Here is a 14,073-nt window from a genome sequence, read left to right on the forward strand (position 1 = left end):
GTTGGATTAGGATAAGAATTTAAAAATAGAGATTATAAAATAGGGAAGTGATTTACTCGTAGCCCGGATTAGGAAGCCGTAACCCGGGGTAAGTCCATATAATTCCCGGGGTGAGTTCCGCTTCGCTGCTCTCAAGCTACAAGTAAAATTTCTTATCTTAGAATTTCATTGGAAAGCAGCTGCATTGATCATCCTCAGAATCGCTAGGAGACTTTTTGGGCATGAGATCGCTTTTTGTATTGTTAAATTGTTGCCTAAAATCCTCTTTTAAGCCAAGTGTGCTTTTCTCCACTTCTAAGAATGGCTGATAGTTAAAATATTCCACGAGGAGATTGATGTATGCTTTGCACTTATTCCAAATGCCAGGAGCTGCTATTAAGGTTGGCTCGTAACTTAAGATAGCTGATCGACAATCGTTAGCAAATTCTCGACAGCAAAACGCGTATTCAAAGACATTCATCGGTTGATTGGTGTTTTTGTTGAAGGTTTGCTGTATTTCATCTAACCTAGCATCGAGTTGTTGTAACGCATTGATGATGTCTTTAGAATGGTTTTCATTTGCTTCAGCTTTTAATTCAACCCTCAAATCACGAACTGTATTATAGATGTCGGGCTTGGATGAACCAAATTTTTTTAATCCAGCTTTCGCTTGATCCACTTTCTTTGCACCCCAATTCCACTTAAAAAATGCCATTTTATCACCTCTTACTTTCGTTATAAAAAATACTATCTTTCTTTGGTTGTTGACAAGGGATGTGAATTTTAGCACAACTAGAACACAAAACAATACCAATAACCAAAAAAAGAACACTATGTGTATTTGTAGTGATTTAATTGATTAAAATATGATCAATTATTTTGACTACAGGCACTGGACCATCCATATGCACATGATGCCCTCCCTCAATCTCATACAGAGTACAATGTTTTATTGCACGCATTCTCGCTTGAAAAACCTCCTCAGGATAAGCTACCCCTTGTTTTGCGCGAATGAGGCACACTGGGGCCTCAATTGCTTGCAACATTGCTCTTAACTCATCTTCAAATGGAAGGGTGGAGCCTACACAGTGCAAACGTTTATCAAAAGTCCAATGCCAGCCTTCTTTATTTTTTATGGTACCTCGAGCAACTAAAGCCTCAGCAGCTTGATAACTGATAGAACCAATGTTCATTCGCTCATGGATGGCAGCAATGCGGTCAGTAAATAGAATTCTTTGTTGTGGGTTATAGGATAAATAACGTGCTGCATCTTGTTGTATGTTTGTTATTGCTTGCTCAATAAAATTAACTTTAGGTCCCAAAATATCAAGAAATATTAATTTGCCAACACGTTGGGGTTGGGCAATGGCCATGGTTGTGGCCAGTAGTGAGCCTAATGAATGGGCAATGATATCAAAACGTTCCCATTTTAATGCTTTGGTTAGATGCAACATCAATAATGCATCATTTTTCCAATGCGGCATGACGCCTGCGGGATAATGGCTGGAAAATCCAGTGCCTGGATAGTCAACAGCAACAAGCTGTCTGTCAGGCATTAATGGTGCTAAGAAATCAAAGCTTGCCGCATTATCCAGTTTGCCATGCAAACACAAAACAGGATTGGGTTTTTCAGGATGCCAAACTTTTAAGGCAAGGCTAAAACCCGGAATGTGGATCTTTCGTTCTTCATAGTTTTGCATAAACTCTTACAAACCTCTTTGAACCTGGTGAAGATTTTATATTGTGCCGGTATAGGTTTATAGTCCAATGTGTGTAAAAAAAACGTAATATTAGTGTAAATTTATAATAGCCTAGCTCTGTTAGCGCAGTGTAATAGGGGTTTCTATAACCCGAAAAACCTCATCTGCAATCTGTTGTATATTCATTTTTTCAGTGTTAATACACAAATCACAATGTTCTTGGAAATCAAATCGTTTTAGCCAATGTAGTGCCGAACCTTTTAATCGATCGCCTCTGGCTTCTTCTCTGTGTGCAATGGTTGCCTCAGAAACATCAAGATATACAAATAAAACGCCATATTGCGCCAACGATTCTTGATAACTTTTAAACTCATCCATGGTTGTGATAAAGGAATCAACAATTATATTGAAGTCTTGCTTTGCAAGAAGTTTCAGGACATTGGGTATGGTTAAATAAAGTTTTGAACACAAAGCCCCGGGTATGATTTCATAGGTTCCATCTGCATACTGTTGTGCGTAGCAAACGTCATTGGGGATACAAACTTGCGGATTATCAGGATGCAATCCCCCAAATTTATCGCCTAGCATGCCTAAATATCCATCGGTACTGAAGTTGAGCCAGCCATCACCAAGCCGACTTTGCATTTCATGACAAAGAGTTGATTTTCCCGAAGATGAAGTCCCACAAACTATAATAATCATTTTATGCCTTTAAACGAATAATAGAGATACCCTGATAGCTATCTGAAAAATAAATCTTTTTGATTCTACTGTGTTTTATTATGAAATATGAAGTGAATTAAGATGAGCTAAGGTTTAATTAATGAACAAATACTGCTACAGTATGTTTTTTTATCTATTTAATAACCAGAGTGTGCTTGATGCTAGAAAAATATGTGCAAAAAGGTATTCATTTTAAAAGAACCAAAGAAACTTTAAATATGGGATTCGAATTAGTAGCACAAGCAAAAAATGATGAAGCTAAAGTGGGCCCTGAGCTAGTAAAAAAAACAAAAAACAGTGTTGAAAAAATTATTACTGAGTACAAGGGCATTTTTGCGACCTCTTCATTATGGGCCACCCGGCAAACACAATTAATGAAGGACTTAAGGGCAAAGGTGGGTGCTGAGCAGCCTGATGAATCCAAAATATCTGATGCACCAAGCTTGAGCACCTAATAAACTCGTCATCAATAGGTGAAACGCATGTCAACACATAGTTCAATTCGTCCTGAAGATATATTGTCTGATGGAGTGGATAGCGCATCAATTCACGGCAAAATCGTAAGGAAAGGAACAATTGCTGCTTTCTTAGCGAATACAGAAATTTTGGAACATCCAAACAGTACCAAACAGCAAAAACAAGAAGCAATTAAGGCTATGAAAGAGTTAGCGCCAGCAGTAATTGCTGTAGGGTTGCATCGACATGTAGTATTTAAAAATAAAGAAATTGAACAAATTCTTATTGATGCTGAGCAATAAGGGTTTGTTGACAATCCGTGCTATCTCTCTATTGCTAATTCGTTAACAAATAGAGCTAAGTAACCGTCGGCTGGGCTGCTAAGCCCAGCATGTAACAACGCCAATAGAATTAACTCAGCAAACGCTGGGCTTAGCAGCCAAGGCTACACTCGCTTGCGTGGAGGAGAGGCTAAAATCAGCTTGGGATGATGTAGCATTAGGGACTGCTATACCCTAGCAAAATCACCTATACTATGTATTGAATTTGCCCATTTATTACTAATTTCATGAATGCAACAACGTATCAAAGCCTAGCTTGGGCGCATCAGCTCGTACAAGATTGGTTTAGACAGAAAGTAGGTAAGCCCACCGAACCACAAGAGCAAGGATGGCCATTTATTTTATCGGGTAATGATATGCTGATTTCCTCACCTACTGGCTCAGGAAAAACTTTGGCCGCATTTTTAGCTTGTTTGGATGGCTTGGTACGTAAAGCGATATCAGGGCGTTTAGAGGATCGAACGGAGGTCCTTTATGTTTCACCACTCAAAGCACTAAGTAATGATGTGCAAAAAAACTTACTTGTGCCGCTGCAGGAAATTACCAAATTGGCCAAAGAACGTGGTATTTATTTACCAGAAATTCGTGTGGCCGTAAGGACTGGGGATACACCAACCAGTGAGCGCCAGAAAATGCTGAAACAGCCACCACATATTTTAATCACCACACCAGAATCCTTTTATATTTTATTAACCGCTGAAAAAAGCCGCCTTAATTTAGCGGACATCCATACTGTGATTGTCGATGAAATTCATGCCTTAGCAAACAACAAACGCGGCACGCATTTGCTTTTATCTCTTGAGCGTTTGGAAGCACTCACTATAAAACCATTTATTCGTATTGGATTGTCGGCGACGCAAAAACCTTTGGAAAAAGTAGCACATTTTTTAACTGGTGCGAAAAAGACCAAAGTGAAATTAGTCGATATAGGGCATACACGCCAATTAGATCTGCAGGTTGTAGTGCCAGAAAGTGAGTTAGCCGCTGTTGCTTCCAATGAGATGTGGGATGAACTCTATGAAAAAATTGCTGCCTATGCAGAAGAAAATCGTTCTACTTTGGTCTTTGTGAACACGAGAAAATTGGCAGAACGGGTGGCCCATCATTTAGAGCAACGTTTGGGGGAACACAAGGTTTTGGCACATCATGGGAGTTTATCGCGAAAACTAAGGCTGGAGGCAGAAACAAAATTAAAAAACGGCGAACTGCAGGTCTTGGTCGCTACCGCGTCTTTGGAGTTGGGAATTGATATTGGCAGCATTGATTTGGTGTGCCAAATTGGATCCCCGCGTGCTATTGCCACAGCATTGCAACGCATTGGTAGAGCAGGGCACTGGCATGCTGCAATTTCTAAAGGACGTATTTTTGCCACCACACGCGATGAATTATTAGAATGTGCTGCCTTAGTGTACGCAATACGCCAAGGTGATTTGGACCAGCTGATTATTCCACAAGAGCCTTTAGATATTTTAGCGCAGCAAATAGTTGCTGCTTGTGCCACCCAGGATTGGGATGAGAAGGTACTTTTTCACACTTTTAAAAACGCTTATCCTTATCACCACCTAACATGGGAACAGTTTGATGAACTGCTTACTATGTTGTCTGAAGGAGTTTCTGGGGCGCGCGGGCGTTATGGCGCTTATATTCATAGAGACCAAGTGAATCATATTATTAAAGCAAGGCGGGGCAGTCGCCTTGCTGCAATTACCAGTGGGGGAGCCATTCCTGATAATGCTTTGTTTACCGTTATTGCAATGCCGGATAATGCGATGGTTGGTACTTTGGATGAAGACTTTGCTGTAGAGAGCAATCGCGGTGACATTTTTCTATTAGGTACGAACTCTTGGAAAATACTGCGTATTGAAAACGGGCGAGTGCTTGTAGAAGATGCACATGGAGCCCCACCTAGCGTGCCTTTTTGGCTTGGTGAAGCTCCGGCACGTAGCATGGAGTTATCGCTTCATGTGTCGCAGATGCGCGAAAAAATAAGTGAATTATTGCCGGAAAAAAGCCCACAGATTGTTGATACCAAGCATTACCCTGAAATTAAAGCTGCCATTCACTGGTTGGTGAGCCAGTGTGGTTTAGATCATTCCGCTGCAGAACAATTATTGGAGTATGTTCGTTTGGGGCGTCAAATTTTGGGTGCGGTTCCAACACAAAAAACAGTCATTGCGGAGCGTTTTTTTGATGAAAGCGGTGGCATGCAACTGATCATCCATGCGCCTTTTGGCGCCCGCATTAATAAGGCTTGGGGATTGGCTTTGCGTAAGAAATTTTGCCGATCGTTTAATTTTGAATTACAAGCTGCCGCGACAGATAATGGATTAAACATATCTTTGGCGGAACAACACAGTTTTCCTTTATCGGATGTGTTTCATTTTTTGCATACCAACACTTTAAAAGAAGTTGTAACCCAAGCGGTTTTACAGTCCCCTTTATTAGGCGTGCGTTTTCGGGCAGTCGCTTCACGATCTTTGTCATTATTACGTTTTCGTGGCGGTAAAAAAACGCCGCCAAACATTCAACGCATGTTGGCGGATGACTTATTGGCTGCTGTCTTTCCTGATGCAGCGGCATGCCAGGATAATTTAGGCGGTCGTGATGTGGCATTGCCTGAGCATCCACTTATAGAAGAAACAATGAAGGATATCCTAACGGAAGCTTTAGACCTTGATGGATTAACGCAAGTGATCCACGCTATTGAATCCAGGAACATAACCTGTATTGCAGTAGATACTCCAGTGCCTTCCGTATTTTCTCATGAAATTTTAAATGCCAATCCTTATGCGTTTTTAGATGACGCGCCTTTAGAAGAGCGACGTTCGCGAGCAGTAGAAATGCGTCGGGTACTTCCTGAAGCGATGTTGGAAGAGGTCGGTAAGCTGGATCCCAAAGCGGTTACCGAAGTTCAGGAGCAAGCTTGGCCAGATATACGCTCTGCCGATGAACTACATGATGTATTACAAACAGTGATTGTTTTTCCAGAAGCAATGCACATATCAGAGTATCAAGCGACGCTACCTATTTGGAAACAATATTTTATTGAGTTGCAGCAGGAAGGCCGAGCTGTATTGGCTACGGTTATGGGTAAAAAATATTATGTGCCTGCTGAAAAAAAGAAAACTTTTCATTGTATTTTTCCTCAGGCACTATTTGCTAACGAAATGGTTGATATTGAGGAAGAGCCATGCACACAAGATGAGGGCATCTTGAAGTCTCTTCGTGGTTGGCTTGCACATACAGGTCCAATCACTCAAAAAACGCTTACTCACTGTTTACAACTTCCATCTATAGATGTTGAACATGCTTTATTAAAATTGGAAGCGAGTGGTTATCTATTGCGTGGGAATTTTCGTGCAGAGTATGCCGGTGAGGTTGAGTGGTGTGAAAGACGTTTATTAGCACGTATACATCGGTATACTACAGAGTCGTTGCGTAAACAAATCAAACCCGTTACCCGGGCTCAATTTATGGCTTGGTTACTCCGGTGGCAGCATGTGGCAACAGGAAATCAGATGCGCGGTGAGAGCGGGTTGTTGGAAGTAATCAAGCAACTCCAAGGTTTTGAGCTCGCTGCAAATGCATGGGAGTCGGATATTTTCCCAGCACGGGTACACGATTATGATCTATTGATGTTAGATAAATTGTGTATGAGTGGTCTTGTGGGGTGGGGGCGGGTGTCGCCTCATCCTTCTGTTGCTGTTGTGGAAGAAACGAAAAAAATAAGACGTTTGTCTCCAACCCGAAATGCACCAATTACGTTTTTTGTCCGGGAAGAAGCCGATTGGATTCCCCCGCATGCACTTGTTGATAATATCGAAGAGGTAGAAAGTTTAAGCCATCCTGCACGTAATATTTACCGGTTTTTACAAAAATATGGTGCTTCATTTTATGCAGACATCGTGCGCGGTACAGGAAATCTGAAAATAGAAGTAGAAAATGGTTTATGGGAATTGGTTGCAGCAGGTATGGTCACTGCCGACAGTTTTGATAATGTGCGTACCTTGATGAGTACAAAACGTAAATACAGCAGTCGCCATCGTCGTAGACCACTGTTTCCACTGAGTACGGGACGTTGGTCTTTATTGCATGTCCATGCGCAAACTGATCAAGAGAAACGCATAGAAGCTGCATGTTGGATGTTGTTGAAACGTTATGGCGTCGTATTTCGTGATTTACTCGTTCGCGAGAAAAATATTCCACGCTGGCGCGAACTATTGATTTTCTTAAGACGCCTTGAATTACGGGGTGAGGTTCGTGGTGGTCGTTTTGTTGATGGATTTTTAGGAGAGCAATTTGCATTGCCTTATGCCGTAGATTCTTTACGAGCCATGCGCAATGAAGAGCTCAATGAAGTGCCACAAACCATTTCATCCGTAGATCCGTTGAATTTGGTGGGAATTGTATTACCAGGTGAGCGAATTTCTGCAGCAATGAGATCAGAGATTCGGCTGATTGGAGGACAAGTTGCTGCATATGGGGCATGATAAGCTAAGCACTTTGTAATTGTTGCCTGGGTGAAGGGGGAAGCTGTAACCTGATAAAGAAGTGCATTTATGTCCGAAGATCCCGGGTTTCGCTGCGTTACACCCAGGCTACAATTCTAAATGATATAAAAATCTCCATCCGAGAGGGGTATCAGAACTTAATTTCCTTGCTGCGTAGGAATGTAACGCCCTTGTCTAAAAGTTCCAGTTTGATTTTTTTAAAGTGCGCTTCATGCAAAGGCATAGTCGCATCTTCGATTAAATAACATTTAAATCCTTCTTGAAGGGCATCTTTTATTGTGAAATACACACAGATATCAGCACATAGACCACAAAAATAAAGTTCTTTGACTTTTTTATCACGAAGAAAACCAGCCAAGCCTATATTTTTTTTATGATCGTTATCGTGAAAACCGCTGTAACTGTCTATTTCAGGATCCATTGCTTTGCGAAAAATAGCAGCTACAGGCTTCATATCTAGTGTTGGATAAAAATCTGCCCCCCAAGTTCCCTGCACACAATGATCAGGCCAGAGCGTTTGTTCTATCCCATGCAGCATAATTTTTTCAAAAGGTTTTTTTCCAAGATGGTTGGATGCAAAGCTTTTATGGTTTTGTGGATGCCAATCTTGAGTCGCAACAGCTAAATCAAACTTGGGTAGCAAGCGATTAATTACGGGAATAATTGAATCGGCGTGTGGTGCTGCCAATGAGCCACCGGGCATAAAATCATTTTGTACGTCAAGAATAATTAAAGTATTCATCGTTTTCTAGAATTTATTTTTTATATTTTTTAATTAGTTCATTACGTTTTATTTGCAGCTGATTGCTTAATCCTACTTGATAAGTATTCGGCTCATCATGCCTTTTGTATTTTTCGGGCAGTTGACGCAAACGTGTTCTACTGTATTGAGCGATTTCTTGTAATGTTTTTGGTGGTATGAGCCGTTTGCCATGCTCCATGACTTTTTGCAATAAAGGTTCTTGCTGATAATGAGCAAGAGGCACTAATTCTTCTATTGCAAAGGGAGTATAGATCTTGTCTAACTGCGTCTCATCCCTCAGGCCAACAACATCTACGCCTAAAAAGGTATCTTGATGCACTAAGCGAAACACTTGTTTTTTATAGGGTAGCGTGATTTTAGTAATTGATTCAGAGAGTTTAAGTCGAGGTTGTTCATTGGCAAAAGCCAGTTTATACACTCCATCTAAAGCTGCATCTGGGGCGCCAATAACTAAATTTGTACCTACGCCAAAAATATCAATAGGTGCTTTTTGTTCACGCAGAGTTTTTATTCTCGACTCATCTAATTGATTGGATGCAACTATTTTTACATAATCCAAACCGGCTTCATTTAACATGTGCCGTGATTTTTTTGCTAAATATTCCAAATCGCCACTGTCTAAGCGGATTGCATGCAATCGATGTCCCTGTTGCTCCATTTCCTTGCCTACGCGAATTGCATTAGGTACACCACTTTCTAGTGTGCTGTATGTATCAACAAGAAGGGTACAATTATCAGGCCAGACTTCAGCAAAGTCACGGAATGCAGTTAACTCACTGTCGTAACTTTGTACGAATGAATGAGCCATAGTTCCAGAAATAGGAATATCATAATCACGGCCTGCACAGACATTACTTGTTCCATCAAAGCCACCAACAATCGCCGCACGACTGGCATAATATCCACCTGGGCCTTGGGCTCTGCGCAAACCAAAATCAATTAATTTACAATCACCTGCAACCTGTCGTATTCGGCTTGCTTTTGTTGCAATAAGGGTTTGAAAATTGAGTAAATTTAAAAGAATGGTTTCAATCAGTTGCGCCTCGAGCATGTTTGCTTCGATAGTTACAACGGGGGCGGTAGGAAAAACTATATCTCCTTCTAATGGAGCATAAACGGTTCCATTAAAGCGAAAATTTTTCAGATAATTAAGAAATTCAGGATGCATTCCTTGGCTTTGTAAAAAATGAAGGTCGTGTTCATTGAAATGATAGTTTTCTAAGATTGCTAATAAGTCTGCCAAACCAGCAAAAACTGCATATCCTGAGCCGAATGGAAGTTTTCTAAAAAAATAATCAAAGACGGCAGTATCATTTTTGTGACCTTTCAAAAAATAAACCTGTGCCATAGTCAGTTGATATTGATCTGTATAACTTCCGGTAAAATCAAACATTTTGGTTAGACATCCTTTTTGCGCAATAGAATTCTATGCAATGATAACAAACTGTTTATATTGCCATAATAATGATTGAAATACACTTCCAGGACAGCCGACAAAAAATAACGTACAGATTGAGGTGGCAGTATGCATCAGTTGTTATGTAAATATAGACAGATTGCTCTAAAATCTTGTTATTCTGACGCAGGCGGGAATCTATCTCCGCCCTATTTGTTTAATGGCCTATATCACGAGCATAACGTGCTAAATCGTCTTCAAAAAGTCGCTGGGATTCTTTATCTGTAAGCGCGTAGGGGAAGACCAAAATGATAGTTTATTGGTGGGCTAGGCTTGGTGTGAATGATTAAAATTTTATTTTTTAGTCCCCCATCTTCCGGTAGCAATGCATTGGCTTTTCGGTGTTCTGAGGGGGATTGGTAAATACTTCCGGGGGAAAATAGCGTGTAGAGTACAGATCAAACCATCCTAGATCATACTTGTAAAATGATTCAGGAGTACGACAAGAAGAAAGTTTGCTTGATGAAAAAGCCTGTTCAGCAGTAACCTGGGTTGTTTTTGAGCACGTGTTCTTCGATAAACTGAGAAAAATCGGTAATGTGGGGCATGATATTTTAGAGAAAAAAAACATACTCTGGCATCTAGTTAGTTAAAATGTCAATAATTTGCATTAGTTGTTGACTAAAGCTCGTCGTGTGTTAGATTTTAGTTCAGAAGTTTGTTAAGTACTTTCTTAATCACAGCTTAATACGACAAGGAGTGAACGGATGAAAGTCGGCGAGTTAAAAAAACAGATTGATGAACTTAGAAGCAGTGTTGCCTTATTAAAAACGCCTATGGACGCGAGTGACCTCGTTCAAAAATTATCTGAACTGGTTGCGCCATTTGGGGAGCAGATCGATATTCAACCTGATATGATGCCTCCTGTTAAAGAACTCTTGAAACAATTCTGGAATCGGGTAGTTCGTACCATGCCTTGTGAGCAAAGTAACCAATGGAATACCTCTGCATGTGTTACACCCTGGCTTACTTTACAACGATCATTAGTGAACGCGGATTTACTGAATGTTGATTTTCATCATCCCATGATGTTTGAAGAATTAAAAAGTCGTTTTTATCATCTTTCGGCGACAAGTAACTCTTTGAAGTGTATGGAGCTTATCTCCTTACTGATGTCTACGAGTCGCATGCTTCTCTATGCAGAACTCGATGAGCTAAAAAACTATCCAGTTGCAAAGTTGAATGAAAAAATTATTGCAAACAGACCACAAGAAATCGAAAAGCTGCAAGACATAATCTTTTTGTTAAGGTCAACTTTTTATCTCATGTATCAACATTGCACTTTGGAGCAACTCGCCTTAATGCCTGCATTGATTTATTTTCGAGTCCCTACAACAGATGAAGAGCGGCGTTCTGAATTGGCAATTTTTAATTGGCTTACTAAGGACGTTAATGCATGTGTGCAATTTTTCAATATTAATGATAGATACATTAATCTGCGCTCAATTAAAGAAGTTGATGCGTTGCATCATGTGGCTCATTTACTACCTACCGGCCTTATTGGACGTAAAAATTTGCTTAGGGCTACGGATGCGAGCCGTTGGATTTATCCTTTTATTCATAGATTCAGAGGGAATCCAGATTTTTTAGAGGATAAGGAGGCGGCACTAGAAGAAACACTTCGGCTATTAAAAAAGGATTTTAACCGCCAAAATGATAAATCCCTTATTGGCGTTTGGGATTTTGCCCTATCAGTCAAAATGTATGAGCGAATACTGACAGGTAGCGAAGCAAAAATTGTCCACTCTGCAATTTATGCTTTGTGTATGGAAAAATATATAGGGCAGTTTAACGTGGGTGCCCAACCCCAAGAGTCTTTTTCACTGCGTGCTGAATGGGAGTCAGTGAAGCGTCAAGCCGCAGAAAAAAGCAAAATGGTGGCGGTTTATGGCAAAACGGAACGATTAGGTTTTTTTGAAACTTTAGCCGTAAACCAAGGACGCTTGAAAAAATTAATTAATTTTCTTGAAGAGAATCAAACAGCAAATTTAGAAAGTTATAGGTCTTATCGATTAGCTATGTCCTCAGGTAGTTGATAACTCGTCATAGACCTCATGCATCTTCGTTTTGGCAAGAGGTCTAAAGTAATTTTCTCGTGTTTTTTGAATCGCTTACTCGATCTCTGTTCTATAAATTTCAGCGCATTTGGTTGCAACTTAAAATGGCTATTTATATAAAATTTATTCTATTTGAAATTTGATTTTCCATATTGTGTAACATATATTTATTATTATCTTCGGTACCTTAAAATCATTTAAGTTCTTAAGAAAAGGAGTTCTTATGCGTGCCATCAATAAGCTTTCCCTAGCAACGATGTTAGGCGTTTTGGCAGTATCACCCAATATCTATTCTGCGGATACCCCCGATATTTCTGGAGCATATAAATGTTCATATCACGATCCGTTTACTACGCCTAATGATGGAACAGAAACTATAGTATTTAAAAAAAATGGGGATGTTTTTAAAGTTTCTGGTATCCCAACTGGAAGCGTATTTCCCTATTACATAGGCAAGGGAATTTTTAATAAAGATGTCCCTAACGCGATTGGTTATATTTTTTGGCAACCTAAATCGCCAACTGTAACAACGGTTCAAATTTTCACGATTAAACCTGATGGTTCTTTGGATGGTGTTTTTGCAGAAAGTAACAAAGATAAGGGTGGTACGGAAACGTGCACCAAAGCAACACAACAATAGAATTAACTCGTATAAAAGGTGATTATGAGAAAAGGAATTTATTATGAAAACTGTGATTAAGAATGTTTATTTGGTGACTGCGTTATCTTTATCAACGCTAGCAGCTTATGCTGATGACACAAGTACAAGTAATTCCAACAGCACGACAAATAGTGCAGGTACTGATACAAGTAATACGACAAGTACGACACCAAATAATACAAGTACCACCACAAGCAATACAGGTAAAGCAACAAATAATAACAGTACTACTTCTGTTTTAGGGAATTATCAATGCCAACGTACTGACGCTGCAAACAATACAGCTTCTTATCCCATGAGTTTAACAAAAACAGGGGATACGTACACTTTAGAATGGGATAATAGTGCGGGGGATCCGGTTCTTTATGGTACAGGCGTGATGCATCCTAATTTAACTAATGTTATTTCTTCTTCATTTTGGGATCCTAGAAAACCGGATACCATTGGTATTCAAATGATTGAGATTAAGCCAGATGGTTCATTGCAATCTAATTGGGTATTGCAATCTGACAGCCAACTGGGAACAGAAACATGTACTAAAGGCAAATAAAGTAGGTAATAGTGTGGGTAGATTAAGTAACCTGGGAGACGGTCCGTAGGCCGAAACCCGGGTTTCACCTCGCTCTACCCAGGCTTCGAGTGCATTTAATGTCGTTGTCATTTCTTTTTTACTGGCCATCAAAGGGTTTCATAATCGATTTTTCATTTTATAAAACATAATAGCTAGTGGTTCTTTGAGAAAATAACGTGATAAATATTTGTTTTTGGTCCAACAAATGCTGTCGATTGCAGGTGAGCTGACTGCATCAAGGCCAAATTTTTGCGCTACTAAAATAGCCCTGGGTGCATGAAAAGCTTCAGTGACTAAAATAATAGTTTTCATCTGATTCGCCTGTAATAATGGCTTAGATAGAAGAAGATTTTCATAAGTTGACGTTGATGCAGGTTCAAGCAGGATGTCATTGGCAGGTACTCCTAATGATAGGGCAATTTCTTTCATTGTCTGTGCTTCATTTATTCCATCTTCTTTATCTGTTCCCCCGGAAAAAAGAAGTTTGGGCGCATAGTGAGCTTTATATAAATCTACTGCATGTTTTACACGAGCAACAAGGCATGGGTTATAGGTGCCATCACGATAAGCTTTTGTACCAAGAACCAAAATAACATCTGCTCGTTTTTTCTCATCGTTCTCTGCGGTTTTACTGACATAAACTGCCAAAAATGAATAAATGACCAGTGATAAGAACAGAAAAAAAATACCTAATTGCATGAATAGTTTCATGAATCACTCAATAATGGGCTCGTGTTATAGAAGAAAAATTTTAGCAGATCTTTGTATGTGGTTTGAATAGCATGTAGAGAATGTATGCAAAAAAATTTGATTGGAGTTTCGTTGGTATCTTCAAACTGTAACACCCAAGTGTAG

Annotated in this window: 12 protein-coding genes; 6 read left to right on the forward strand and 6 right to left on the reverse strand. The window is 39.9% G+C overall.

The window, feature by feature from the left end:
- Positions 1-157: 157 nt before the first annotated feature.
- From BGO44_RS05265 to BGO44_RS05275, 3 genes are all read right to left on the reverse strand, one after another.
- On the reverse strand, positions 158-694 hold the full coding sequence (locus BGO44_RS05265) for a hypothetical protein (RefSeq protein WP_273198669.1): 537 nt from the start codon (positions 692-694) through the stop codon (positions 158-160).
- A 136-nt stretch (positions 695-830) separates the two neighbouring features.
- Entirely contained in the window at positions 831-1,679 is an 849-nt protein-coding gene (locus BGO44_RS05270; protein WP_273198667.1) for an alpha/beta fold hydrolase, read from the reverse strand.
- Between the two features lie 120 nt (positions 1,680-1,799).
- On the reverse strand, positions 1,800-2,381 hold the full coding sequence (locus tag BGO44_RS05275; RefSeq protein WP_273198666.1) for a phosphotransferase-like protein: 582 nt from the start codon (positions 2,379-2,381) through the stop codon (positions 1,800-1,802).
- Between the two features lie 179 nt (positions 2,382-2,560).
- On the opposite strand from BGO44_RS05275, the gene BGO44_RS05280 reads away from it, so the two are divergent.
- The 3 genes from BGO44_RS05280 (at position 2,561) to BGO44_RS05290 (ending at position 7,689) form a co-directional block, all read left to right on the forward strand.
- On the forward strand, positions 2,561-2,857 hold the full coding sequence (locus tag BGO44_RS05280; RefSeq protein WP_273198664.1) for a hypothetical protein: 297 nt from the start codon (positions 2,561-2,563) through the stop codon (positions 2,855-2,857).
- Positions 2,858-2,884: 27 nt separating this feature from the next.
- Positions 2,885-3,160 (forward strand): hypothetical protein, encoded by a 276-nt coding sequence (locus BGO44_RS05285; RefSeq protein ID WP_273198662.1) that lies wholly within the window; start codon positions 2,885-2,887, stop codon positions 3,158-3,160.
- Between the two features lie 266 nt (positions 3,161-3,426).
- Positions 3,427-7,689 carry a DEAD/DEAH box helicase gene (locus BGO44_RS05290; RefSeq protein WP_273198660.1) on the forward strand — a complete coding sequence of 1,421 codons (4,263 nt, stop codon included), beginning with the start codon at positions 3,427-3,429 and terminating at the stop codon, positions 7,687-7,689.
- Positions 7,690-7,840: 151 nt separating this feature from the next.
- Here the strand turns inward: BGO44_RS05290 and pncA are convergent, their stop codons facing one another.
- Both pncA and BGO44_RS05300 read right to left on the reverse strand, forming a co-directional pair.
- A complete protein-coding gene (pncA, locus tag BGO44_RS05295; protein WP_273198659.1) occupies positions 7,841-8,452 on the reverse strand; it encodes a bifunctional nicotinamidase/pyrazinamidase in 612 nt (203 codons plus the stop codon).
- Between the two features lie 13 nt (positions 8,453-8,465).
- Positions 8,466-9,866 carry a nicotinate phosphoribosyltransferase gene (locus tag BGO44_RS05300; protein WP_273198658.1) on the reverse strand — a complete coding sequence of 467 codons (1,401 nt, stop codon included), beginning with the start codon at positions 9,864-9,866 and terminating at the stop codon, positions 8,466-8,468.
- A gap of 770 nt (positions 9,867-10,636) precedes the next feature.
- Between BGO44_RS05300 and BGO44_RS05305 the strand changes: the two genes are divergently transcribed.
- The 3 genes from BGO44_RS05305 (at position 10,637) to BGO44_RS05315 (ending at position 13,197) form a co-directional block, all read left to right on the forward strand.
- On the forward strand, positions 10,637-11,965 hold the full coding sequence (locus BGO44_RS05305; protein WP_273198656.1) for a hypothetical protein: 1,329 nt from the start codon (positions 10,637-10,639) through the stop codon (positions 11,963-11,965).
- Positions 11,966-12,209: 244 nt separating this feature from the next.
- A complete protein-coding gene (locus tag BGO44_RS05310; RefSeq protein WP_058512096.1) occupies positions 12,210-12,626 on the forward strand; it encodes a hypothetical protein in 417 nt (138 codons plus the stop codon).
- A 43-nt stretch (positions 12,627-12,669) separates the two neighbouring features.
- The gene (locus BGO44_RS05315) at positions 12,670-13,197 is read left to right on the forward strand and encodes a hypothetical protein (protein WP_273198654.1); all 528 of its coding nucleotides are present in this window, start codon (positions 12,670-12,672) and stop codon (positions 13,195-13,197) included.
- Positions 13,198-13,335: 138 nt separating this feature from the next.
- Here the strand turns inward: BGO44_RS05315 and BGO44_RS05320 are convergent, their stop codons facing one another.
- Complete coding sequence (locus tag BGO44_RS05320; RefSeq protein ID WP_273198653.1) at positions 13,336-13,929, reverse strand: YdcF family protein; 594 nt, start codon at positions 13,927-13,929, stop codon at positions 13,336-13,338.
- Positions 13,930-14,073 lie beyond the last annotated feature (144 nt).

This window comes from Legionella sp. 39-23 (assembly GCF_001897665.1).
Classification (GTDB): domain Bacteria; phylum Pseudomonadota; class Gammaproteobacteria; order Legionellales; family Legionellaceae; genus Legionella; species Legionella steelei.